The 24,274-nt window shown below is 64.4% G+C and carries 20 protein-coding genes, 1 pseudogene and 1 riboswitch; of the genes and pseudogenes, 6 read left to right on the plus strand and 15 right to left on the minus strand.

All coding sequences use genetic code 11. The features are described 5' to 3' along the window. Nucleotides 1-12: 12 nt before the first annotated feature. The 3 genes and pseudogenes from AC1DJW_RS25145 to AC1DJW_RS25155 form a co-directional block, all read right to left on the minus strand. Nucleotides 13-300, minus strand: a pseudogene (locus tag AC1DJW_RS25145) (P-II family nitrogen regulator); the annotation flags it as partial. Next, a complete protein-coding gene (locus AC1DJW_RS25150) occupies nucleotides 297-1,712 on the minus strand; it encodes an ammonium transporter (protein ID WP_284751450.1) in 1,416 nt (471 codons plus the stop codon). The gene AC1DJW_RS25150 and the pseudogene AC1DJW_RS25145, both read right to left, overlap by 4 nt. Before the next feature lie 260 nt (nucleotides 1,713-1,972). After that, nucleotides 1,973-2,548: a helix-turn-helix domain-containing protein gene (locus AC1DJW_RS25155; RefSeq protein WP_059388136.1), complete on the minus strand. Its 576-nt coding sequence runs from the start codon at nucleotides 2,546-2,548 to the stop codon at nucleotides 1,973-1,975. A 303-nt stretch (nucleotides 2,549-2,851) separates the two neighbouring features. Between AC1DJW_RS25155 and AC1DJW_RS25160 the strand changes: the two genes are divergently transcribed. Then, nucleotides 2,852-4,384 (plus strand): sodium:solute symporter family protein, encoded by a 1,533-nt coding sequence (locus tag AC1DJW_RS25160; protein WP_284751449.1) that lies wholly within the window; start codon nucleotides 2,852-2,854, stop codon nucleotides 4,382-4,384. A gap of 85 nt (nucleotides 4,385-4,469) precedes the next feature. Beyond that, nucleotides 4,470-4,589: riboswitch (SAM riboswitch) on the plus strand. 14 nt (nucleotides 4,590-4,603) lie between these two features. Further along, a complete protein-coding gene (locus AC1DJW_RS25165; RefSeq protein WP_284751448.1) occupies nucleotides 4,604-4,924 on the plus strand; it encodes a hypothetical protein in 321 nt (106 codons plus the stop codon). 51 nt (nucleotides 4,925-4,975) lie between these two features. Here the strand turns inward: AC1DJW_RS25165 and AC1DJW_RS25170 are convergent, their stop codons facing one another. Continuing rightward, nucleotides 4,976-5,164 carry a hypothetical protein gene (locus AC1DJW_RS25170; protein WP_059388139.1) on the minus strand — a complete coding sequence of 63 codons (189 nt, stop codon included), beginning with the start codon at nucleotides 5,162-5,164 and terminating at the stop codon, nucleotides 4,976-4,978. A 267-nt stretch (nucleotides 5,165-5,431) separates the two neighbouring features. Between AC1DJW_RS25170 and AC1DJW_RS25175 the strand changes: the two genes are divergently transcribed. Both AC1DJW_RS25175 and AC1DJW_RS25180 read left to right on the plus strand, forming a co-directional pair. Then, nucleotides 5,432-6,595 carry a VIT1/CCC1 transporter family protein gene (locus tag AC1DJW_RS25175; RefSeq protein WP_284751447.1) on the plus strand — a complete coding sequence of 388 codons (1,164 nt, stop codon included), beginning with the start codon at nucleotides 5,432-5,434 and terminating at the stop codon, nucleotides 6,593-6,595. A 103-nt stretch (nucleotides 6,596-6,698) separates the two neighbouring features. Continuing rightward, nucleotides 6,699-7,559, plus strand: a complete 861-nt coding sequence (locus AC1DJW_RS25180; protein WP_459342645.1) for a matrixin family metalloprotease — start codon at nucleotides 6,699-6,701, stop codon at nucleotides 7,557-7,559. Nucleotides 7,560-7,664: 105 nt separating this feature from the next. Here the strand turns inward: AC1DJW_RS25180 and AC1DJW_RS25185 are convergent, their stop codons facing one another. Both AC1DJW_RS25185 and AC1DJW_RS25190 read right to left on the minus strand, forming a co-directional pair. Then, entirely contained in the window at nucleotides 7,665-8,642 is a 978-nt protein-coding gene (locus AC1DJW_RS25185; protein ID WP_476902819.1) for a polysaccharide deacetylase family protein, read from the minus strand. A gap of 11 nt (nucleotides 8,643-8,653) precedes the next feature. Continuing rightward, nucleotides 8,654-10,201, minus strand: coding sequence for a purine-cytosine permease family protein (locus AC1DJW_RS25190; protein WP_476902820.1), 1,548 nt, complete (start codon nucleotides 10,199-10,201; stop codon nucleotides 8,654-8,656). 108 nt (nucleotides 10,202-10,309) lie between these two features. Between AC1DJW_RS25190 and AC1DJW_RS25195 the strand changes: the two genes are divergently transcribed. After that, nucleotides 10,310-11,818: a PucR family transcriptional regulator gene (locus tag AC1DJW_RS25195; protein ID WP_476902821.1), complete on the plus strand. Its 1,509-nt coding sequence runs from the start codon at nucleotides 10,310-10,312 to the stop codon at nucleotides 11,816-11,818. 6 nt (nucleotides 11,819-11,824) lie between these two features. On the opposite strand, the gene AC1DJW_RS25200 is transcribed toward AC1DJW_RS25195, so the two are convergent. The 8 genes from AC1DJW_RS25200 to glyA form a co-directional block, all read right to left on the minus strand. Next, nucleotides 11,825-13,315, minus strand: coding sequence for an S-layer homology domain-containing protein (locus tag AC1DJW_RS25200; protein WP_284751443.1), 1,491 nt, complete (start codon nucleotides 13,313-13,315; stop codon nucleotides 11,825-11,827). A 135-nt stretch (nucleotides 13,316-13,450) separates the two neighbouring features. Beyond that, nucleotides 13,451-14,359 carry a formyltetrahydrofolate deformylase gene (purU, locus tag AC1DJW_RS25205; protein WP_390283250.1) on the minus strand — a complete coding sequence of 303 codons (909 nt, stop codon included), beginning with the start codon at nucleotides 14,357-14,359 and terminating at the stop codon, nucleotides 13,451-13,453. A 2-nt stretch (nucleotides 14,360-14,361) separates the two neighbouring features. Further along, entirely contained in the window at nucleotides 14,362-15,753 is a 1,392-nt protein-coding gene (locus AC1DJW_RS25210) for an L-serine ammonia-lyase (protein WP_284751441.1), read from the minus strand. Continuing rightward, the gene (locus AC1DJW_RS25215) at nucleotides 15,753-16,388 is read right to left on the minus strand and encodes a sarcosine oxidase subunit gamma (RefSeq protein ID WP_390283246.1); all 636 of its coding nucleotides are present in this window, start codon (nucleotides 16,386-16,388) and stop codon (nucleotides 15,753-15,755) included. Before AC1DJW_RS25215 ends, AC1DJW_RS25210 begins: the two co-directional genes overlap by 1 nt. After that, nucleotides 16,381-19,338 (minus strand): FAD-dependent oxidoreductase, encoded by a 2,958-nt coding sequence (locus AC1DJW_RS25220; RefSeq protein ID WP_476902822.1) that lies wholly within the window; start codon nucleotides 19,336-19,338, stop codon nucleotides 16,381-16,383. The genes AC1DJW_RS25215 and AC1DJW_RS25220 overlap by 8 nt, the downstream gene beginning before the upstream one ends. Beyond that, a complete protein-coding gene (locus AC1DJW_RS25225) occupies nucleotides 19,335-19,664 on the minus strand; it encodes a sarcosine oxidase subunit delta (protein WP_476902823.1) in 330 nt (109 codons plus the stop codon). The genes AC1DJW_RS25220 and AC1DJW_RS25225 overlap by 4 nt, the downstream gene beginning before the upstream one ends. Nucleotides 19,665-19,703: 39 nt before the next feature. Then, complete coding sequence (locus AC1DJW_RS25230) at nucleotides 19,704-20,924, minus strand: sarcosine oxidase subunit beta family protein (RefSeq protein ID WP_284751437.1); 1,221 nt, start codon at nucleotides 20,922-20,924, stop codon at nucleotides 19,704-19,706. Next, on the minus strand, nucleotides 20,921-22,276 hold the full coding sequence (gene glyA / locus AC1DJW_RS25235; protein ID WP_284751436.1) for a serine hydroxymethyltransferase: 1,356 nt from the start codon (nucleotides 22,274-22,276) through the stop codon (nucleotides 20,921-20,923). The genes AC1DJW_RS25230 and glyA overlap by 4 nt, the downstream gene beginning before the upstream one ends. Nucleotides 22,277-22,429: 153 nt before the next feature. Here glyA and AC1DJW_RS25240 point away from each other — a divergent pair, with 153 nt between their 5' ends. Further along, nucleotides 22,430-23,101 carry a GntR family transcriptional regulator gene (locus AC1DJW_RS25240; protein ID WP_284751435.1) on the plus strand — a complete coding sequence of 224 codons (672 nt, stop codon included), beginning with the start codon at nucleotides 22,430-22,432 and terminating at the stop codon, nucleotides 23,099-23,101. A gap of 375 nt (nucleotides 23,102-23,476) precedes the next feature. On the opposite strand, the gene AC1DJW_RS25245 is transcribed toward AC1DJW_RS25240, so the two are convergent. Further along, nucleotides 23,477-23,758: a hypothetical protein gene (locus AC1DJW_RS25245; protein ID WP_476902824.1), complete on the minus strand. Its 282-nt coding sequence runs from the start codon at nucleotides 23,756-23,758 to the stop codon at nucleotides 23,477-23,479. Between the last annotated feature and the right edge of the window lie 516 nt (nucleotides 23,759-24,274).

The following is a 24,274-nucleotide window of genomic DNA, read 5'->3' on the forward strand; positions in this document are numbered from 1 at the left end:
CGCTCCCTGCGGGAGCTCGACCGTCCAGATCTTGCCGTCCCCGAACTGGCCCGTACTGGCACCGGAGATGATGGCGTCCACGATTCCGTCCACCAACTCGTCGGTGGACAGGACCTCCACCCGGATCTTGGGAAGGAGATCGGAGTTGTACTCCGCGCCCCGGTACACCTCTACATGGCCTCGTTGTTGGCCATAACCGTTCGCTTGGCTCACGGTCATCCCGTTGACTCCGAAGCGTTCCAAGGCGTCCCGGACCTCGTCGATCCGCTCCGGCCTCACGATGGCCGTGACGAGCTTCACGTCGACGCCTTGCTACGCATCCGATCTGTTTTCCCGTTCGAGCTGGCTTCTTCATCACCACTGGAGCTCGACGGAGTTTTGCCGTTCTGTGGTTCTCCGGGATTGAATGATCCGCCGACCATGGCCAGCTCGTAGGCGGTTTCCGCGTGCTCCGTGATGTCGATGCCCGCCAGCTCTTCGTGCTCCTTGACGCGCATGCCCACTGTCTTGTGGATCGCCAGCCCAATGAGCGTTGTCATGATCGCTGTCCACGCGGTGACCACCAGGGCCGTCAATATTTGGGGCCAGAATTGGCTCAGGCCGCCGCCGTAGAAGAGGCCACCTTCAGTCTTTGCCGAGGGTACGGCGAAGAAGCCGAGGGACAGGGTTCCCCATAGGCCGCCGACGAAGTGGACGGCAACGACGTCCAAGGAGTCGTCCAGCCCGATCTTGAACTTCAGCCCGATGGCCAGAGCGCACACAGCCCCCGCGATGACGCCGATGACGATCGCGCCAATGGGATCCACGAAGCCACAAGCCGGGGTGACTGCCACCAAGCCCGCGACGGCGCCGGATGCGGCGCCAAGGGACGTCGCGTGGCCGTCGCGGAGCCTTTCGACAAGCAGCCAGCCCAGGAGCGCGGCGCTCGTGGCCAGGAGGGTGTTTGTCCAGGCAAGCGCGGCGATTCCATCAGCCGCCAGTTCCGAACCGGCGTTGAAGCCGAACCACCCGAACCACAGCAAGCCCGCACCGAGCATCACGAAGGGGAGGTTGTGCGGCCGGATATTCGGGTCTTTCATGAATCCGAGCCGTTTGCCGAGCACTACCGCGAGCATCAGCCCGGCCATGCCGGCGTTCATGTGGACGACGGTGCCACCGGCAAAGTCGAGGGCTGAGATCTTGCTGCCGATGATCCCGGTGGATCCGAAGAGGCCGCCGCCCCAGACCCAGTGGGCAATGGGGGCGTAGACGATGGTGACCCAGAGGCCGGCAAACAGCAGCCATGGGCCAAACCTGACACGTTCGGCCACCGCGCCACTGATCAGTGCGACCGTGATGATGGCGAAGGTGGCTTGGAAACCTATGAAGACCATGTCCGGCAGCCCCGGGGCTTTCCCGCCGATGACGCTGGCCAGTCCGCTGAGTCCGAAGTTCGCGAAGGGATCTCCGATGAAGCCGCCCAGGGTATCCGGGCCGAACGCGAGTCCGTAGCCCCACAGGGCCCAGACCACCGCGACCACGCCAATGGCGCCGAAGCTCATCATCATGATGTTGAGGACGGACTTCATCCTGACCAGGCCGCCGTAGAAGAACGCCAAACCTGGCGTCATGAGAAGGACGAGGGCGGAAGCTGCAAGCATCCAGGCTGTTGCGCCAGGATCAAGGGTCTGGGGGTTCACATCCAGCCCTACGCTGAAGAATACTGGGGTCATTTTCGGGAGCCTTCCTGCATATACGGCGCTCCATGGCGCCCGCACGGCGAGACCATTTTTAAAACGAACAGGTCCTGGTACCCCACGGGATACCGACCTTGACAAGTTGCCTTGACTCGAAGGTACAGTCGCCCTGTTTCAGCATTCGGCGCGGATCATTTCAGGGACGTAACACCGCTGGCCCCAGGGTTAAATCCTGAAGTCAGTCATGTTTCCGGCAGGTTACGCGCCGCGTGTCGCAAATACGGCGCGTCACAGCGTCAGCGGCTGGCTGCCGGCACCAGGATCCAGAGCACCTCAACGGGCTCGTCCGTGGGATTGACCCAGGTATGGGGTTCGCGGCCCGGGAAGGACAGCGTGTCTCCCTCTTCGAGCTCGTACTCCTCGTTGGTGAGGATCAATTTGATGCGGCCCTTGACGACGTGAAGGACGTCGACGTCGCAATCGACGGCGTAAAGCTCGGCTTCTCCGCGGCCGCGGGGCTCGATGGAGGCCTGCAGGATCTGCAACCGCCGTTCGGACCGGGCAGTCAGGAGACGCTCCACTATTCCCTGGCCGCCGAGAGAAATCCGCGGCCCATCATCGCGCCGGGTCAGGTGCGTCTCCGGTGCCGCGAAAAGATCGCCGATGGACACTGAAAGAACCTGGCAAAGCGTCACAAGGGAAGCGACCGACGGCGATGTCAGGTCACGCTCCACGCGGCTCAGGAACCCTTTGGTCAGGCCGGTGGCGTCGGCAACCTGCTCGATGGTGAGCCGCTGCGATTGGCGGGCGGCGCGGATTCTGGAACCGATGGCAACGGGGACGTTGCTCGGTTCAACGGGGAGAGCCTTCATTCACGAACCTTTCAGGCCGTTTCTGCGGCCCTGTCATTGCAGCAATAGTAGCCGGATCGCCCGAGTGGCGGACCCTTTGGACAGCCAGAGGAGCGCCGATCCGCCCGCCGCGCAAAGCAACGCCTTGACTGTTACTCGCATCACTACGTATCCTCATAGGCAACAAGTGTTGTTTGTGAGGCACACATCACAGACTACTCTCCCCAATCACCAGCGCAGAGACCTTCCGCAACCCGCTGCGAAACCCAGCGGACCGGCGTCGGAATCCCCAAGAACTCTGCGCATCACTTTCAGGAGCCAACCGTGGACTCTTCGTTCATCAATATTGCGATCGTGGTGGTGTATTTGCTCGCCATGCTGGCCTTCGGCTGGTGGGGCAAGTCGCGCACCAAGAACAACAGCGACTTCCTGGTGGCAGGACGCCGCCTTGGTCCGATGCTCTACACCGGCACCATGGCCGCCGTCGTCCTCGGCGGCGCTTCAACGGTTGGCGGCGTCGGCCTCGGCTACAAGTTCGGTGTCTCCGGCATGTGGTTGGTCGTCGCCATCGGTTCGGGCGTGCTCCTCCTGAGCCTGCTTTTCGCCGGCACCATCCAGCGGCTGAAAATCTACACGGTGTCCCAGATGCTGAGCCTGCGTTACGGCCAGCGCGCCACGCAGACCTCCGGCATCGTCATGCTGGCCTACACCCTCATGCTGTGTGCCACGTCCACGGGTGCATACGCCACGATCTTCGTTGTCCTCTTCGGCTGGGAGCGCTGGCTTGCCATCGCCGTCGGCGGCGCCATCGTCCTGGTCTACTCCACCATCGGCGGCATGTGGTCCATCACCCTCGCCGACCAGGTGCAGTTCATCATCAAGACGGTGGGCATCTTCTTCCTCATGCTGCCGTTCGCCCTCAACGCCGCAGGCGGCCTCGACGGCATCCGTGCCCGCGTTGACGCCAGTTTCTTCCAGTTGGACGGCATCGGAGCGCAGACCATCATCACCTACTTCGTGGTGTACACCCTGGGCCTGCTCATCGGCCAGGACATCTGGCAGCGCGTCTTCACCGCCAAGACCCCCAAGGTGGCCCGTTGGGGCGGCGCCACTGCCGGCATCTACTGCGTCCTGTACGGCGTCGCCGGCGCCCTGATTGGCCTGGCCGCCCGCGTGGCCTTGCCCAACATCGACGTGAAGGCCCTTGGCAAGGACGTTGTCTACGCCGAGGTTGCCACCCACATCCTGCCGATCGGCATCGGCGGCCTCGTCATGGCCGCAGCAGTCGCTGCCATGATGTCCACCGCATCCGGAGCCCTCATCGCCGCAGCCACCGTTGCCCGCGCCGACGTTGTCCCGTTCGTGGCCAGCTGGTTCGGCAAAACGATCAACACCGACGACACCGAGAACCCCGAGCACGACGTCAAGGCCAACCGCTACTGGGTCCTTGGACTGGGCATCGTGGCCGTGCTGATCTCCATGGCGGCGCAAGACGTCGTGGTGGCCCTAACCATCGCCTACGACATCCTGGTAGGTGGCCTCCTGGTTGCCATCCTGGGCGGCCTGGTCTGGAAGCGCGGCACGGGCATCGCAGCGGCATGGTCCATGGCCGTCGGCTCGGTCTTGACCTTGGCCTTGCTGATCGCTTACGCCACGGGAATCATCCCTAGCGAAGACGGCGTCTACGCCAACGATCCCATCTACTGGGGCCTCGGCGCTTCGCTCGTCATCTACGTTGTGGTCTCCTTGCTGACGCCGCCCACGGAACCCGAGGTCCGCGAAGCCTGGGACCGCCGCGTCGCAGGAGCGGTCACCGAGGAACTCCCGCTGGAGGCCCACCCGGTGGCCAGCCACTAAGCTTCACAGAATTAAGTACGACGGCGGCGCCGCACCTTCTCCTTCGAGAGGTGCGGCGCCGCGCCTGCATGTACAGTAGGAACAGCTTCAAGAGATGTGGCGCCAAGCTCCGACTTGCCACACGCCAACCCCATGTTCACGGGTGGTTCGGATGAAGAAGCGGCCCGGCTCGGACCAGAGACAACCGAACGGGCAAGAGCAACTCCACAGGAGAAGGCCATGCCTTTCGAAAACGGCGCTACCGCCACAGCTGAGCGCACCACCCAGACCGGAAGCCTCTTGTTGCCACGCCCCCGACGGGTGGACGAGTTCGTCCGGGTGATTCCCGGCGTCGACCTCTCCCAAGGCTCCATCACGTTCGTGGTGGACGGAAACTTGGAACGCTATTGGCATCATGAGCCACGGCTCATCACCGAAGCGCTTTCAAAAGCGGTCCAGCCCGCCCGCTGGTTCCCGGCGACACGGAAACTCACCCTCACGGTGGCGGCAACCGGGCACCGGGCGGGCGTGCAGCGGCACTTCATCCTGAGCGCGTTCTAGGACCCGGATTCAGCGAGTCAGGTTCAGCGAGGCCGGTTCAGCGAGCAGAGGCTATTCGAACTCTTCGTCCTCGCGGTGTTCCTCGGCGTCGAGCGGGACCACCCGTTCGTCGTCGTCGAGGACCTCGGATTGTTCCTCCCAGTCCTCGTCCACCTCCAGGTCTTCGCTGTAGTCGTAGGCGGGATCGGCCTCGACCGTGGGACGGTCGGGGTGGCGGGCGTGGGTCTCGGTGCTGTCCATGGTGCAACCTCCGTTCGACGTGCCGCTGAGCCCATCGGACAGGCAAGTGAGGCAGCCGGTCCAACGCCACCCCGCCAATTCGTGGACCCTGTCCATCCATCCCAGCACTGCCCCCTGCGGCGGTCAAGGCCTCCCGCGAGCCTCCCGGTTTTTGAGGCACGCCTAAAATGTCCAGTGAGGATTACCGGCCGAAAAACCGCGGAAATTGGCGATAGAGTGGAGCCGCAATGAGGCGATGAAGCCCGCCCCAGCGACCCAGGAGTCCCGGTGCACCCGCACACAAAACCCTCGTATTCAGACAATCCGTCGGACTCAAGCAGTCCATCGCAAGACGAAGCAGCCCCCAAGACTCCCCCGTCGTCGTCGGACATCAAGCGCTGGCGGCAGTACTTGGCGGACGAGCGCGCCGAGGCCGCCGTGTACCGTCAACTGGCGCAGCGCCGCGATGGCGAGGAACGCGAAATCCTGTTGGCTCTCGCAGATGCCGAGGGCCGCCATGAGGCGCACTGGCTCAAGCTCCTCGGCGAACATGCCGGCATGCCCAAGGCAGCCTCCGTCCGGAGCCAAATGCTCGGCTTCCTGGCCCGGAACTTCGGATCCGTGTTCGTGCTGGCCCTCGCCCAACGGGCTGAAGGCCGTTCGCCTTATACGAAGGATCCAGCAGCAACCCGCGCCATGGCGGCTGATGAACAGATCCACGAAGAAGTAGTCCGTGGCCTGGCGACGCGCGGCCGCAATAGGTTGTCCGGCACCTTCCGCGCGGCCGTATTCGGCGCCAACGACGGCTTGGTCAGCAACCTTTCCCTCGTGATGGGCATGGCGGCCACGGGCGTTCCCGCAACCGTGGTCCTGTTCAGCGGTATCGCCGGCCTCCTGGCGGGCGCGCTGTCCATGGGTGCCGGCGAGTATGTCTCGGTCCGCTCGCAACTCGAGCTCCTCAAGGCCACTCGCCCCACCCAGGCCACGCTGACCGCAGCCCCGGCCCTGGACATCGAGCACAATGAGCTGGTCCTGGTATATCTGGCCCGGGGCATGTCCCGCGAAGCCGCCGAACACCGGGCCGCCGAGCGCATGGGCCTCTACAGCTGCGATTGCGATCCCAGCCTCTCCCTCCACCCCGAAGTGGAAGAAACCGTCAATGAGCACGAGGCCGTGGGCTCCGCCTGGGGCGCCGCGATCTCGAGCTTCTGCTTCTTCGCTTCGGGCGCCATCGTGCCCATCCTGCCGTTCATCTTCGGCATGACGGGCTTCGCAGCGCTTGCTGTGGCCGGTACGCTGGTGGGCATCGCGCTTCTGTCGACTGGCGCCGTCGTCGGCTTGTTGTCCGGGACCTCGCCCCTGACCCGCGGCCTCCGGCAGCTCGCCATCGGACTCGGTGCGGCCGCGGCCACGTATGGGCTGGGCCTCGTCTTCGGCGCTGTGATCGGATAGCAGCGCCGGCCCGGGGGGCGCCGGTACAGGGACTTGGGGAGAAGACGTGCATTCAAACTACGGGTTCGACGGCGGCCCGCCACCCAAACGCGCCAGTACCGCGCTGGCGCTGTTCCGGAACGTGATGGTGGTGGCCGTGGTTGCGGCCGTAGCCGTGCTCGTCAGTGGCTTCCTCCGGGGAGACCCCGTCATCACCGGGTTGCTTCCGAACCTGGCTCCTTCCGCCCATGCCACGGCAAGCAGCTCCGGGCAGGCGGCGCCCGCGCAAGGGCAGCAAAAGGCTGCCCGCGCGCCGGATACCCCGCCGCCTGGACTGGAAGAGGCCGGCCACCCGCTCGGCTCCCCCGCCAAGCCCGCTGTGGCCAGCAACTCCTACAAGTTCCTGGCCACCAATGCCGACGGCACACCCGTGAGCTACTCTCCGTGCCGTCCATTGCACTACGTGGTCAACGCAGCCCTCGCCCCGGCCGGATCCGAGGGGCTCATCGCCGACGCCATCGCCAAGATCGCTGCTGCCACGGGCCTCAAGTTCATCGACGACGGCGCCAGCACGGAAAAGCCCGCCGAGAAGCGCAAGCCGTACCAGCCCGCGCTCTACGGAGATCGTTGGGCACCCCTGCTGATTTCCTGGAACACTCCCGAGGCGGCTCCGGGCTTGGCTGGATCCGTCATCGGCACTGGCGGCAGCACCATGTACAGCTTCGGCTCCGGACCCAAAAGCTACGTGACGGGAAGCCTGGACCTGGACGCCCCGCAAATCACGGAACTGCTGGGCATCTCCGGCGGAGCGCATTACGTCTCCGCGGTGATCCAACACGAATTGGGCCACGTGGTGGGCCTAGACCACGTAGACGATCCAATCCAGCTCATGTACCCGGAGATCGGCGCCCCGGATGGCTTGGCGGCGGGAGACCTGAATGGACTTTACAAACTCCACACCGCCCTGTGCCGCAGCGACTTGTAGCCCGGCCCACCCTTAGCTCCCGCCCCACCCCAACTAGCTCGCATTAGATGTCGTTTTGAGCCCTGATAACGACAACAACTGCGAGCTAGTTGGGCGGGGATGGGCCTAGTTGGGGGCGGGTTGTAAGACGCGGGCAGGTTTGAAGCTGGCCCCGGCGCCTGGATAGCTCGGGACCTCAATGCGGGCATGGCTGTGGATCTCGTTCACCGTGGCCTTTGTGTGTTCGGCGATCCGTTCCAAGGTGGTCACCCACATCCCGTCCATAGCCTTGACTCGCTCGATCAACTGCTCCAAGGCAACGGCCTTGGATGGACGGCCGGAGATGAACGGGTGGTTGGTCAGGACGAAACAACTGCCTTGGGCGTGGTGGGCCTCGGCTTCGAGGGTCCACATCTCCAAGACCTTGGAAGGACTCTCGATGACGCCGCTTCCTGTCACTCCCGGATAGAACGCGTATTGTTCCCAATCGTCCAAGGCCCAATCCACGGGAATCTCCACAATGTCCCGTGAATCGATGTCCCCTGAATCAACGTCCCGTGAATCACGCGAGGCGACCGCCATGCGGTAGGGAGCATCGCCGTCGAGCAGGCTTGAATCGTAAAGGAAACCGCGGTCCGCGAGCAGCGCCGGCGAATGCCAGTTCAGCTCCCACCACGGCGCCCTGTAACCGACCGGCCTGACCCCGGCTACCTTCGCGAGGGCTTCGAGCCCGCGGTCCAGGTAGTTGGCCTCGGTGGCGGCGTCGATTCCCTGCATGGGTTCGTGCAGGTAGCCGTGGTGGGCGACTTCATGGCCGCCGTCGACGATCCGCCGCACCACGTCCGGGTAGCTTTCCGCCGTGAACCCCGGGATGAAGAAGGTTCCCTGGATCTCTTGGCGCTCGAGGATCTTCAGGAGCCGTGGAACAGCGACCCTAGGGCCGTACGACTGGTGGCTCATGAGGGACATGCGCCTGGTGCTCGTGGGATCGTGCGCGATGGTGCAGGATTCGGCGTCGACGTCGAACGTGAAGGACGCCGCGGCCCTGAAGCCTTCAGGCCAAGTGATCGAGTGTGCCTCGTCAGGAAAAGCGTTGGTGGTCATCGGGCGTCCTTTCAGTCGTTGACCAGATTGGCGACGGCGTCTTCCGCAAGGGGCTGCGACGACGCGCCTGCGGAAGGCACTGCAGTTTCTGAAGGCACTGCGGCCGCGGATGCCAGCGGGAGGTATCGGGCATGGACCCGGGGGCCCAAAGCGCCATAGACCGCGGCGGCAACAAGTCCACCGGCCAGCCAGGACAAGTCGATCCCGCCCATGGCCGTGGCGATGGGGCCTTGCATGATCGGCAGGACGCCGTACATGAACAGCCATGTGGCAAAGATGCCCACCAAGAGCGCGGTGATCCCGGCCCAGTTGAATGCAGGAAGCCGCCGGGTGCCCACGGGATCGAAGAGTCGCTCGACTGCCACGGGGCTACGCTTGTCCACCCAAAAGTAGTGCACCAGCATGATGCCTCCCCACGCGGCCACCCACGCCACGAGCCCGCCGAGCCACGTGCTCAGTGTTGACGCGAAATCCTCCTGCAGGATGAAGAACACGACGCCGACCAAGGCCAGGAGCCCGACGAAGAGGTTCAAGGAACGACGCTTGGCCTTGATATCCAGTGCCTGGGCAGCCACCGAAAAAGTGTAGATGTTCAGGATGTTCGTCGCGATGGGACCGTGCAACACCAGGAAGAGCACCGGGATGGCCAGGACGCCGAAGTTGTCGACGATGAGGTGGCCGGGATCGGCCGTGCCGCTCTTCGTTGCCAGGCTCGCGCCCAGGATGCCGAGCCACACCACCGGCAGGAACTGGCCGAATACTGAGGCAAGGTAAACCTTGTGCTTGGGGACGGACTTGCTGACGAAGCGTGAATAGTCCGCCGCGTAGGTGAACCAGGTGATCCCCCAACCGATGCCGATGACAGTCATCACGGTGGTCATCGCCGCGATTCGCGCCCCGCCTTCAAGGACAGCACCGGGAGGGCCCGCGTAGCCCCAATCGATGTTCATGCCGAACCAGGCCACGGCGGACATGGCGATCAACACCACGATGGTGGGCGGGACGGTCCACTTTTCGAAAGCCGCGATCGCCTTGTAGCCGAACCAGGCAATGGTGACCTGGGCGGACATAATCAGGAAGGCCACCAGGATCTTGGGGCCCACGTTGGGCTGCTCCGGGTCGACCATGCCGAGCTTGCCGAGGAGTGCCATCACGAGGTCCAGGATGATCCAGGTGTTGACGGCGCACCAGCCGATTCCGAGGAGTGCCTGGATGGCGCTCGGGAGGTAGTTGCCGCGGCGGCCGAAGACGGCCCGGGCCAGGACCATGCCGGTAGCACCCGTCCGCTGCCCCAGGAGGACAAACAGGCCAAAGAGCGCCATGCCGATCAGGTTTCCCACCACCAGGACGGTGACGGTATCGGCAAAGCCCAGTCCAAGCTGGACGCCGAGGGCCCCGAGGACCCAGTTGATCGGGGCAAGGTTTGCGCCTGCCCAGATCCAGAATTGGCCCGCTACGCTGCGGGTACGCGCTGATTCGGGAATGGACTGCAGGTTCTGTTCGACGTCGGTCTGCGCCGTTGCAGCCCCAGGCGTCGCAGTGGATAGGTTCTCGTGCATTGGGGGATCCTCCGTGTAGGAAAGGGACTACTTCAATGTATGTGCCCCACATCACAGCAACAAGATACGATGTGTACGATAGATCCCAACAATTAGTTACGGAGTGTCATGTCCCTGCTCCTTGCCGACGCTTTCGAACACGAGAGCCTGAAAGCCGCTGAACCAGTCCTGCGGACGGATGTGCCCGAGGCCCTGTCCCGCCAGCTCCGTTGGGTCCATTCAAGCGAAGTGCTGGACATCGCTCCGTTGCTTCGGGGCGGGGAGCTGCTCCTGAGCGGGGGGCAGGGCCTCGCCACCGCTTCGGACGAGCGGCGGGTGGACTACGTCCGCCAACTGGCGGCGCGCGGCATCACCGCTCTGGCCATCGAGACAGGTCCCGAGCTGCCCGCCATACCCGAGTCCATGCTCGACGCCGGCCAGGAGGCCGGGCTGCCCATCATCGAGTTGTGCAAAGTGGCCCCCTTCGTCGGCATCATGCAAGCCATCAACTCGCTGCTGGTCAGCGAATCGGTCGCGCAATTGCAGTTCGGCGACGAAACGAGCCATGCCATGGCGGCGGAACTCGCGCATGGAGGCGGACTGGATCAGCTCCTCGCCGTGCTGGCCAGCCGGACGGATGCAGGCGCAAGGCTCGTCTCGCCGTCGGGCATCACTTTGGGAAGCGCGACGACGGGCGTGCAGCCCGAGTCCTGCACCGTCACCACAGTCGATGTGCCCGTCCGCGGCGTGCTCGCGGCCCGCCTGGAGTTGGAAGTGCCCGACGACGGCGACGCGAACCTCGCGCGAGTGGCTGGCGAGCGGTGCGTCGATATCCTCGGCTTGGCGTTGCTGCAACGCATGCCTCCCGGGCTCAAGGAACTTGCCGGCATCGAGCTCATGCGGGCGATCAGTTCGGGTACCCAGTCATGGCGTCTCCAGCAATTGGGACCGGCCTCAGGGTTCGCGGCGAGCGGGCCGGTAGCCGCCGTCGTGGTGCGTTCCTCAGCGGCTGGTCAACTCCGGACACAGCTCGACGGCATCCTGCATGACGCGGTTCCGCAAAGCGCGAGTTATGCGGACAACGCCGAATTGATCGCCTTGGCCGCGCTCCCCCACGGCGCGGCAGTGGCCTCGCGCATCGCGCTCATCCAAGCGCTTCAGGCCTTGGAAGTTCCCGACGGCTCGGTCATCGCCGTGGGTCCGCTGGCCCAGGGAATCGGCGAGGCGCCATGGTCGCTGGCAGAGGCGCGCCGGACGCTTGAGCTCATCCCGCGGACCATCCAGCGATCCGGATCGGCAGACGCGAACGCCGTGGTGAACGCGGAGGACTTCGCCGTCGAGCGCCTGGCGGAAGCAAGCCTCGACGAGGCCGCCCGCGAGGGATTCGTGCGGCGGCAGCTCGGCGCCGTCGTCGAGCATGACGAGCAGCGGCGCTCGGAGCTGATGCGGACGTTGGCGGTGTGGCTGGATACGGGGTGCAACACGGCACAGGCGGCACGGGAACTGCACTTGGAACGGCAGTCGATGCACCACCGGCTCCAACGGATTTTCGAGCTGTGTGGCGGGGATCCCCGGGGAACAGGCCGGCTGGCCGCGCTTCATCTGGCAACCCGCCTGGCCCGGCTCCGGGCTGCATGACCATCCCTACTGGGTGCCCAGGTACCACTCGGTCTGCCAGCGGTGGAGGAACGCGGCCATGGCGTCACGGTTGACCGGGCTCAAGGGCCGGAAGGTTCCATCCGCGTAACCCGTGCTGACCTTGGCCGCAGCCAGCCAGGTGATCTCGTTGTAGAAGTCCGATTGCGGGGTGATGTCGTTGAACGGGGACGTCGCCGGGGCGGTCCAGCCGGGTGATCCGCTGAAGCGGTAGAGGAAGGCTGCCATGGCATCCCGGTTGATGTTGTCACCGGGACGGAAGCTGTGCTGGCCGTTGCCGTCTACCCAGCCCGTGGTGATGCGGTAGTGCGCCAGCCACGTGACTTCCTTGTAGAACGCGGAATTGGGTGCCATGTCCACGAATGGTGAGGTTGCGGGTGGCGTCCAGGAGGGCGAGCCGGCCTGACGATAGAGGAAGGCGGCCATCGCGTCCCGGTGTACGGGGAGGGACGCCCCGTAGCTTCCGTCCGGGTAGCCCGTGGTGATGCCCTGGCTCGCGAGCCACTGGATCTCGCGGTAGAACTGGCTGCTGACGGGGACGTCGGAGAACCGCTGGGTGCACTGCGGGGTTCCCAGGGCGACCTTGGCGAGGGCGTAGCGAGCCGCGTCGATCGCGCCGTCTGCGACACCCATGACGAAATATTCCGGGTGTGTGGAGCACACCTGAGGGATGGAGCCGGTGGGCACGGTGGCGATCGCCTTGCTTCCGTCCGCGCTGTAGCTCACTTGGGCGTTGGTACTGGTTCCGGGAGTGCCCGACTTCCAGAAGTAGCCGTAGGGAAAGGCGTTGGTCCAGGTCTTGTCCGGTCCGGAGGTGAAATACCCTGGCACGCTGCGGAAGATCAACTTGTCCGTGTAGGAAGCCAGTGAGGTGGTGGAGTCCTTCTGGATGAAGAAGGTCAGTGGCAGGGCCTGCGAAAGGCCAAAGTCAATCGAAGCAGTCGGGGACCCGGCCGGCCCCCCGGCTGTCAGGCCGCTTTGGACGAAGATCCCGCCGTTTCCCGGCGCGATAGGAGTTCCCGTGACCACTACGACAAAACCGGAGTAGGCCTGGGGCGGGACGGTGGTGTTGGCGCAATTCCCCGTGGCGTCATGACAGTACTGCATGGATCCCGGGGTCAGGCCCCCCAAGCCCTGCGGGATCGGGATAGACAGGTGGAGGGTTGAGGAGTCGGCCACGGCGTCGCCGGCAAGAAGTGGCGTGGCCGTGTTGTCCTCCGCGTTGTAGATCCCGTAATGGAGTGTGCTGTTCACGCTCTTGCCGAGCACCGCGGAAGCGTCCGACGGGAGTTTGAGGTCAAGGGTCGTCGCCGACGACGAGAGCTGCACCGGTGGGTTGTTGGCGTAGATCTGCGCCCACGCAGGTGTCGGATCGATGGTGATGACTGGATCAACGGCTTGGGCCGGGACAGCTGTAGATGAGACTACGGTGATTGCAAAAATGCAAGCGGCTATTATGCCGCCTTTCCGACGGATCACGAATGTACGCGCCTTTCAAAATGGCGAGTACCTCGCCCCCCAATGATTGCCGGTGACCGGCAACTGCAACCCTATGCGAGGAAAACCCGGCTCGCAACGCCTGAACGGCCCACCCTTTGGTGGGCCGTTCAAACCCTACTTGAGCACTACGGTCCTGTTGCCTTGCAGGATCACGCGGCCTTCGCAGTGCCAGCGGACGGCGTTGCTGAGTGCTTTGCACTCGGTGTCGCGGCCGGCCGCCACCAGGTCGTCAGGACCGAAGGTGTGGTCCACTTCCACCACTTGCTGGGCGATGATCGGCCCCTCGTCCAACTCGCCATTGACGTAGTGCGCGGTGGCACCGACGGTCTTTACGCCTCGCGCATAGGCCTGGTGGTACGGCTTGGCACCTTTGAAGCTGGGAAGGAACGAATGGTGGATGTTGATGGCGCGGCCGTCGAGTTTCCGCGCGAGATCGTCGCTGAGGACCTGCATGTAGCGTGCCAGGACCACCAGCTCGACGTCCAGGCGATCGATGAGGTCAAGAAGTTGTCCTTCGGCCGCCGCCTTGGTGTCCGGGGTGACGGGCACGTGGAAGAACGGAATGCCATGCCATTCGACTGTCCGCCTGTGGTCCGGGTGGTTGGAGACTACCCCGACAATCTCGACTGGCAGTTCCCCGATGCGGGCCCGGAACAGGAGGTCGTTGAGGCAATGCTCGAACTTCGAGACCATGATCAGCACCCGCCGCTTGGCACCATGGCGTTGCAGCTGCCAGCGCATGCCGAACTTTTCGGCAACAGGCGCGAAGGCATCACGTAGCGAGTCGATGGTCGATTCGTCACCTTCCGATGCGAAGTGGATCCGCATGAAGAAGTGGCCGTCCAGTTGGGAATCGAATTGCTTGTTGTCTATGATGTCGCAGCCGTGTTCCAGGAGGAATCCGGAAACGGCGTGCACGATCCCCCGGGTCTCCGGGCAGTCGAGCGTCAGGACATGCTCAACGGTGGTAACCGGCAGTGCCGCCCCACGTCGCGATGCGGGTTCGTTCTGTGTGACAGTCATGGCTAGCACTCCACTACGTTGACGGCGAGGCCTCCGCGGGAGGTCTCCTTGTACTTGCTTTTCATGTCCGCTCCTGTCTCTCGCATGGTTTTGATGGCTTTATCAAGGGACACTTTGTGGCTGCCGTCGCCATGCAGGGCAAGGCGGGCGGCATTGATGGCCTTCACGCTGGCGATCGCGTTGCGTTCGATGCACGGAATCTGCACCAACCCGCCTACGGGATCGCATGTGAGGCCAAGATTGTGTTCGATACCCACTTCCGCGGCGTTCTCCACTTGCTCGGGAGTGCCACCGAGGACCTCGCACAGGCCCGCGGCGGCCATGGAACAGGCGGAACCCACTTCACCCTGGCAGCCGACCTCGGCGCCGGAAATGGACGCGTTGATCTTGAACAGGATCCCGACGGCGGCCGCCGCGAGCAGGAAGCGGACCACGCCGTCGTCGTCGGATCCCGCCACGAACTTCGTGTAATAGTGCAGGACAGCCGGGACAATACCGGCCGCTCCATTGGTGGGTGCAGTGACGATCCGACCGCCGGCCGCGTTTTCCTCGTTCACGGCCAGCGCGAACAGGTTCACCCATTCCATGGCGAGCAGCGGGTCTGCCGAGCTTGAGCCCTGCAGTCCGGCGTCGGTGTCCCTGAGCGTCTTGAACAACGACGGCGCCCGTCGCCTCACGTTCAAGCCTCCCGGCAGGATTCCTTCCGCGGAGCAGCCATTGTCCACGCATTCGCGCATGACTGCCCAGATCTGTAGCAGCCGCTCGCGAAGCTCTGCCTCGCTGCGCCACACGAGCTCATTGGCGAGCATGACATCGGAAATGGACATGTCCTCCCGTGCGCAGATCGCCAGGAGCTCGTCCGCCGTAGTGAACGGATAAGGCAGCACGGTGCTGTCGGCCACTACTTTGTCGCTTCCGGACGCGTCACCGTCCACCACAAAGCCACCGCCGATCGAATAGTAGCTTCGTTCGCTGAGCACTGTCCCTGCGTGGTTGAGGGCGCGGAAAGTCATGCCGTTGGGGTGGGCAGGCAGGGATTTGCGTCGGTGCAGCAGCACGTCTTCGTCCCAGTTGAAGTCCACGCGGTGATGTCCGGCTATCCGCAATTCGGCGTCAAGCGCGGCCGCGGCAACCTGGTCGTCGGCAGTGGACGTGTCCACCGTTTCCGGCGATTGGCCCTGCAGTCCCAGCACCACGGCTTTGTCCGAGCCGTGGCCGCGGCCGGTGGCGCCCAGCGAGCCGAAGAGCTCTGCCTGGACGCGCACCGTTGCCGCGAGTTGCCCGGAGGATTCCAGGCCGTCGGTGAACTGCTTTGCCGCCCGCATCGGGCCGACCGTGTGCGACGACGACGGCCCGATGCCAATGGAAAACAGGTCAAGAACGCTCAGTGCCATCAGGGGACCTCAGGAGAGGCGTATTCCCTCATGCCGTCAAGCAGCCAGCGGCCCAGGAAGTCGGCGAACGAAGCCCGTGGAAAGATCCGGAAACTGTCCTCGCCGGTCTTGAACAGCATGGCGGGGATGTTGCCGATTTCCGTGGCCAAGGCTGTTCCGGCGCGGAAGGCGCGGGGGTGCAAGTCCAACGAGCACCCCTTTTCAAGGACGTCCCGGGCACGGATCCCGGACAGTTCGAAGGTGGTGCGGTTGGCGGACAAGTCCACCACTTGGCCCGGGTCGTCGCCCAGGGCCTCCACCAGGGCGCGGACAAGGTCTCCGCCCAGGGAATCGTGGGCCGATTCCGGTGCGACCACCAAGAATTCGTCCGGCCCAAGCCAGAGGGTGGTTGCCCTCTCATCCCCGCTGATCTCGCCGCAGGCGACCGGCAGGCCGCCGGTCACGGACGCGAGGCGGGCTCCGGCGTCGGAATTCCTGTCAACCCGGATCCCCACCATGGTCTGGAACGGGATTTCCTTCAGCGCCACGGTTCCGGCCACGGAACCGGACTCGAAGGTCGGCGCGAGGTGCGACGCCGGGCTGCGGCGTGCCGCACGGAGCGTCTCGGGGTTTGCGGGTGTTGCTGTTTCAGCCATCTTTACGGGTCCCTTCAGCGTCGAAAAGTACGGTTTCTCCCACAACGACGTCCAGCAACTGGTCGCCGACGGAGGCCACCAGGGTCTCGCCGATGCGGTTGCGGCCGTTGGTGATCAGTGCCAGGCCGAAGGACCGGCCCAAGGCGGCACTGTGGTAGCTCGAGGTCACGAAGCCCTGCATCGGCACGGGACCGTATGCCGGGTTGACCGGAATTCCCTTTTCCACGAGCTGGGTGCCTTCCGGGAGACGGAACGAACCATCCGCCGGGAGGACGCTGACCAAGTGCTTGCGGTCCGTGCGGACTGCGTCTTCGCGGCTGTATGAACGCTTACCGATGAAGTCCTTGGCCTTGGAAACGATCCACTCCATCCCTGCGTCCTGCGGGGTGACGGTGCCGTCCGTGTCCTGCCCGACGATCGGGTAGCCCTTCTCGGCACGCAGCACGTGCATGGTCTCCGTACCGTAGGGGGTGATGTTGAACTCGGCACCTGCGGCAGCAACGGCTTCCCAGGTGTTGAGCCCGTACCAGGACGGAACATTGATTTCGTAGGCAAGCTCACCGGAGAACGAAATGCGGCAAACCCGTGCCTGGACTCCGGAGGCCAGCGTGGTTTCGCGGAACGTCATGAACGGGAATGCTTCGGCGTCGAGCCCTCCGTCGGCCGCCAACTGCGGGGCGACTTTGGCGATCACGGCGCGGGATTTGGGCCCGACGACGGCAATCGTGGTCCACTGTTCGGTCACCGAAGTGCACACGACGTCGAGTTGCGGCCACTCGGTCTGGTGCCATTCCTCGAGCCAGTCAAGGACCTTGGCGGCGCCGCCGGTAGTGGTGGTCATGAAGAAGCGGCCCTCGTCGAGGCGCAAGGTCACGCCATCGTCGAAGATCATGCCGTCCGGGGTGCACATGACGCCGTAGCGGGCCGAGCCGGGGGCAAGCTTCTTGAACGCGTTGGTGTAAATGCGGTTCAGGAACTCACCGGCATCCTTGCCGCGGATCTCGATCTTGCCGAGGGTGGTGGCGTCCATGAAGCCCACCGACTCGCGGACTGCGGCGCATTCACGGAGCACTGCGGCGTCCATGTCCTCGCCCGCTTGCGGGTAGTACCACGGACGCTTCCACTGGCCGACGTCCTCGAAGAGCGCTCCCTGGGCAACATGCCAAGGGTGGATGGAGGTCACGCGGGCGGGATCGAACAGCTCGCCGCGCTGACGTCCGGCCAATGCCGCGAAGGCCACCGGCGTGAACGGGGCACGGTACGTCGTGGTTCCGATGTCACCGATACTGCGACTGCCTCCGGCGGAGGCCTCGCCAGCCTGCTTGAGGGCCGCCGCGATCACGCCGATGGCGTTGACGCCGGACGTCTTGCCTTGGTCGTTGGCGGTGCTGATGGAGGTGTACCGCTTGATGTGTTCCACCGAGCGCATGCCGGCCCCTGTGGAACGGAGCACGTCGGCCACGGACTGGTCGCGCTGGAAGTCGACGAAGTGGTGGTGCCACTCCCCCGCGTTTCCGCTCTGGCCCGGCACGAGCCACAACTGGCGGGTGGGGGCGGAGGCTTTCGGCTCGGAGACCGGTGTGGGAACCGTCTCGGTGTTGAATCCCGCGGCTATGGCTGCCGCGGCACCGGCTGATACGCCTTCGCCGAGGCAGTCTGCCAGTTCGTAGCTGCCGCGGCCGGAGCCGACAACCTGCTGGTCCCTGACCACGGAGCTCGGCACGAAGCCGGCCAGGTCATCGTCCCAGCGCAACTTGCCCTGGCGCTGGCTGTGGAGGTGGACCACGGGGCTCCAGCCACCGGAGACCGCCAGCAGATCACAAGCGATCCGTTCGACGCCGGAGGTGACTTCGCCGTCGTCGTTGAGGCTGCGGATGGTGACGCCGTCGATCCGGCCGTTCTCCCCCGCGCCGGAGGTATCGGCGACGGCGCTGCCGACGAGGACGCGGATGCCGCTTTCGACGGCGGAGGCAGCTTTGTCGCTGAGCTTCGGGCGGGCGTCAACGACGGCGGCGACCTTGACACCAGCGGCCAGCAGATCCGCGGCCAGCAAGTAGGCCGAATCGTTGGTGGTGCCGATGACGACCCGCCGTCCGGCGGCGACTGCATAGCGGTTGAGGTAGCTGCGGACCGCCGAGGCCAGCATGATGCCGGGCCGGTCGTTGTTCTCGAAGACGAGCGGACGCTCGTGGGCGCCGGGGGCCAGGACCACCTGCTTGGCACGGATGTGCCAAATACGCTGGCGGGAGACGCCGTCGGCGGCCGGGCTGCCGAGGTGGTCCGTACGGTTCTGTGCCGCGATCACATAGTTCGCGTCGTAGGAGCCGAACGCGGTGGTGCGGTTGAGGACGGTGCATTCGGCGGCGGAAACGAGCTCCGCCTCGACGTCGGCGATCCATTCCAGGGCCGGCTTGCCTTCGATCACCTCGGCGAGTTCCGGAACAGTGGAGCCGGAGAGCAGCGAGCCGCCGAGTTCGGGCTGGTCATCGATCAGGATGACCCGGGCACCGGTGCGGACCGCTTCGCGGGCAGCCGCGAGGCCGGAAACGCCGCCGCCAACCACCAGGACGTCGGTGTGGACGTACTTCTTGTCGTACTCGGCGCGGTCCTCGTTGGGATCGAGCTTGCCGAGGCCGTTCAGGAACTCAACGTTGAGCCCGTCCACGAGGGACACGGTGGTTGCCGGAAGCATCGACTCGGCGACATGCCCGGGGAAGCGGGCAGCCACCTTGACCAGGGCGTTGGATTCTTCCACGCCGGCAGACATGATGCCGCGGGGCCGATCCTCATAGAGCGAGTTGCCTGCGTTGATGCGGCCGTTGGCCAGCAGTGCGGAAGCAACAGTGTCGCCGGGATGGCCGGTGAATTCCTGGCCGTCCACAGTGAAGCGCCATGAGATGCTGCGGTCGATGCGGCCGCCGGTGGCGAGGCGGGCGTTCTGCGGGGTCACTTGGTTGCTCCTTCCGGGGTGGTGGCTGCTGAGGTGTTCACATCGGCGCGTTCCATGTCAGGTCGCGGTTGGCCCATTTTGTAGATGGCCTGGATGTCGTAGCTGACGGTGTCACGGAGCATGTTGAACCATTGGCGGCAACCCGTGCTGTGCACCCAGCGTTCGGCGAAGGCGCCTTTCGTGTTGTCGCGGTAGAACAAGTACTCGGCCCACTGGCGGTCGGTCAGTTCGTCCGGGTTTTCCGGATAGGCCACGTGGGCCTGGCCGCCGTAGTGGAATTCTGTTTCGTCTCGTGGCCCGCAATTGGGGCAGCTGATGAGCAGCATGGTTGGTCTCCTAAAGGGCTGCGGCTAGTGGGGCTGCGGCTAGTGGGCGACGGCGGCGGCGCCGTGTTCGTCGATCAGGGCACCGGTCTCGAAGCGTTCCAGCGAAAACGGCTTGTTGAGCTCGTGCGGCGTACCCGTGGCGATGGTGTGTGCGAAGGTCAGGCCGGCAGCCGGCGTGCCCTTGAAGCCACCGGTTCCCCAACCGCAGTTGACGAACATGTTCTCCACCGGGGTGGTACCGACGATCGGCGAGGCGTCCATAGTGGTGTCCACGATTCCGCCCCACGTCCGGAGCACGTGGGCCCGGGCGAAGATCGGGAAGAGTTCCACGGCGGCAGCCATCTGGTGCTCGATCACGTGGAAGGAGCCGCGCTGGCCATAGCCGTTGTAGGAGTCGACGCCCGCGCCCATGACCAGTTCGCCCTTGTGTGCTTGGGAAACGTAGACATGCACGTGGTTGGACATGACCACCGTGGGGTGGACGGGTTCATGCAGCTCCGACACCAACGCCTGGAGGGGGTGGGACTGGATCGGGAGGCGGAAGCCGGCCATTTCGGCGAGGACGGAGCTGTGGCCGGCGGCGGCGAGGCCAACCTTTTCGGTGTGGATGGTTCCCTGGTTGGTCTGGACGCCCACCACGCGGTTGCCGTCCTTGAGGAAGCCCGTCACTTCGCAGTTCTGGATGATGTCCACGCCGAGTTCATCGCACTTTCGGGCGAAGGCCCAGGCTACGTGGTCGTGCTTCGCGATGCCGGCCCGTGGCTGGTATGTGGCGCCCATGACCGGGTAGCGGATGTTGTCGCTGATGTTCAGGATGGGGCAGAGTTCCTTGACTTGCTGCGGGTCCAGCCATTCGGCGTCGACCCCATTGAGCTTGTTCGCGCCGACGCGGCGGATGCTTTCGCGGACGTCGCCGAGGGTGTGGGCGAGGTTCATGACGCCGCGCTGGCTGAAGAGGAAGTCGTATTCAAGTTCCTCGGGCAGGATCTCCCAGAGCTTCAGGGCGTGCTCGTAGATAGCAGCGCTCTCGTCCCACAGGTAGTTGGAACGGATGATGGTGGTGTTGCGCGCCATGTTGCCGCCGGCCAGCCAGCCCTTTTCCAGGACCGCGATGTTGGTCATGCCGTGGTTCTTCGCCAGGAAGTACGCGGTGGCCAGGCCGTGGCCGCCACCACCCACGATCACGGCATCGTAGGAAGCCTTGGGCTCCGGGTTACGCCACAGGAAATCCGGGTGTTCGGGGAGTTGGTCTGCGCTCACTGGGCTGCTCCAATCATTTCTGCCTCAAGTTCGGTGGCAGCGGCGTCGTTGTCGCTACCGCTTTGGGAAAGATGCGGGTAAAGCGGAAATTGCTCGGCGAGTGCGGTAACCCGCGCACGGAGTTCGACGGCGGCCTGGTCGCCCAAGGTGCCGCTGCTTGCTGCGGCGATCAACGCCGTCGCGATGATGTCCGCGACCTCCGCGAATTCCTTGGCACCGAAGCCGCGGGCGGCGAGCGCCGGGGTGCCGATGCGGAGTCCGGAGGAAACCATCGGCGGCCGGGGGTCGAACGGGACGGCGTTGCGGTTCACGGTGATGCCGATGCGGTGCAAGGTGTCCTCGGCCTGCTGGCCGTCCAGTTCCGAGTGGCGCAGGTCAACGAGGACCAAGTGGACGTCGGTGCCTCCGTTGACCACCGAGATCCCTGCTGCGGCCACGTCGTCCTTCAGGAATCGTTCGGCCAGGAGCTTGGCGCCTTCCAGCACCCGTGCTTGGCGTTCCTGGAATTCAGGCTCTGCCGCCATCTTGAAGGCCACAGCCTTGGCCGCGATCACGTGCTCCAGCGGGCCGCCTTGCTGGCCGGGGAAAACCGCGCTGTTGATCTTGCGTGCGTATTGTTCCTTCGACAGGATGACCCCGCCGCGCGGGCCGCCGAGTGTCTTGTGGGTTGTGGTGGTCACGACGTCGGCATACGGCACCGGGTTGGGGTGCAGTCCCGCTGCGACGAGGCCGGCGAAGTGGGCCATGTCCACCATGAGGTAGGCGCCCACGAGGTCGGCGATGCGGCGGAATTCGGCGAAATCCAGGTGGCGCGAGTAGGCGGACCAGCCGGCAACAATCAGCTTCGGGCGGTGTTCCAGGGCGAGGGCTTCCACTTCTGCCATATCCACCCGGAGGTCGGATTCGCTGACGTGGTACGGGATTACGTTGTACAGCTTGCCGGAGAAGTTGATCCGCATGCCGTGGGTCAGGTGGCCACCGTGTGCCAGGTCGAGGCCCATGATGGTGTCCCCCGGCTCGAGGAGCGCGAACATGGCCGCGGCGTTGGCCTGGGCGCCGGAGTGCGGCTGGACATTTGCGGCTTCCGCGCCGAAGAGGGCCTTGACGCGATCGATGGCCAGCTGCTCGATGACGTCGACATGCTCGCAGCCACCGTAGTAGCGCTTGCCCGGGTAGCCTTCCGCGTACTTGTTGGTCAGGACCGAGCCCTGTGCCTGCATGACGGCTGCAGGGGCGAAGTTTTCGGAGGCGATCATTTCCAGCGTGGACTGCTGGCGGATGAGTTCCTGGGCGATCGCCTGTTCAACCTCCGGGTCCGCCTGGGCGAGCGAGCGGATCAGCGGTTCAACCATCGTGGTCTCCTTTTGAGATACTTATATTTACTGACTAATCAGCAACTGATATATTAGAACTATTGCCATAGTATGTTGAAGATCACACAGCCGTCAACAGCCCGGCGGCAACCGATCCGCCAGACTTGGAATTGTGGCAAACGGGAGAGGCACATGAGCACTGCACTGGAAGCACCGGACACGGGCACGCAGGGAACGTCCTTGGCGGAAAACGCCTACCTGCTCCTACGCGACCGGCTCATCATGCTGGACATCAAACCCGGAGACCCCATCAACGACGGGCAGATCGCCGCGGAACTCGGCATCGGGCGGACACCCGTGCGCGAGGCCATCAAGCGGCTGGAAAGCGACCACCTTGTGGTGTCGTATCCCCGCCGGGGAACCTTCGCCACCGGCGTCGACATCACCCAACTCGCGAACGTCTCCGAAATCCGGGAGCTGCTTGAGCCTTTGGCGTCACGGCGGGCTGCCCGCATGGCCAGCCCGAAGCTGAGGGAAGAGCTGCGCGAGGTCGCCGCAGCCATCAGCGGCCTGGAGGCACACGACGCCGGCCAGCAGGAACTCATGCGCTACGACATCCAGGTGCACCGGCTCATCTACAGGGCAGCGGCCAATCCGCACCTTGAGGACGTGCTGATCCGCTACGACAACCTGGCAACCCGCATCTGGTGCCACATGCTGGACAAGATGCCTTCAGTGACGGGCCACGTCGCAGAGCACGCAGAACTGCTCACTGCAATCGCCGACGGCGATGCGGACCGCGCGTCTGCGCTCGCCCTGCACCACGTGGTGAGTTTCGAAGAGTCGATACGCAAGGTGCTCTAGGTCTGGCAGGTACCGCGGCTTAGCCGTTTCGCTTCCAGTGTTTGGGCCACTTCACGTTCAGCAGCAGCAATCCCAGCAAGAGCCCATCAACTGTCATTACTCCCGCCATGAAGTAAGCCCAACCGATAATCATGGTTCGCTCACCACCAGTCGGCGGCCCGAAGTGCGGGGGTGCATCAGAACACACATACCAATCTCCTGACCCGGATCCCCCCAGTCACTCGATAGTGCATCAAGTGTGGCACGACGGCGCCCAAGAAGGAACGGCTTTTGGCGATCGACGCATCAGCCGGATCGAAGGAATTAACAACGACGGCGTGTCCTTTCCGGGGCGTGTCGCCGTCGTGCGCGCCTGAGAGCGATGAACAGCGGGAGCTACACTTTTGAGACCTCGCCGCTGTGGGGGCCAATTGTTCCTGTCTGCAGGCTCAGGAGCGTCAAGAGGATGACCATTCCGAGCAGCACAACGGCCGCGGCGATGGTGACGGTGCGGTTCCGGCTCGGCGTTTCTCTGGCTGCAAGAAAGAGGGCAGATCCTGACAGGACAGCAGAGATAGCCGTGAACGGATAGAGCGGCAAAATCAACAAGATGGCCGCTCCCAGCAGGAAAAATCTGGAGAGCGCAACACCTGAGCGCTTCCTTACCAAGGGCTGCATGATTGGTCATCTCCCGAGCCGCCCGAGATGATTGCGTGGCTGGAGACCTGGCCATTGTCGCGCCACCCGATTGCAAACGTCTCACCCCACGTGCCGTTGAACCAGGAACGTGTTGCTGACGAACCCTTGCCACACCATCCGCCACTAACGGTCAGCTTGTAAAGCCACCCTCCGAAGGCATTCGTTCCTATCACCCAGGACGAAGTGTTCCAGCCGCCGGAAGCCAGAGTGCCAAGCTGAGCAGGGGGATCGTCGGACTCAAAGACCTTGCGAGCCACGGCCTCAGCCTTCGCAGCTTCCTTGGGTGCGTTTTCCACTCTCGCCTGAGCGTCTCCCGCGTTGGCATCGACGCAGCCATGGCGCGTATGGGACTGCCCCGGCTTTTGTTGACTCGGGGTCTTAGGCCGCTGTGAGCGCGGTCCGGTTGATTGTTTCATATTCGATTGGCGTGAGTTTTCCCAGCCGTCTTTGCCGTCGCCGGCGGTGGTAGGTCCTTTCGATCCAGGTCGTGATGGC

Source organism: Arthrobacter sp. 05L417, assembly GCF_056397865.1.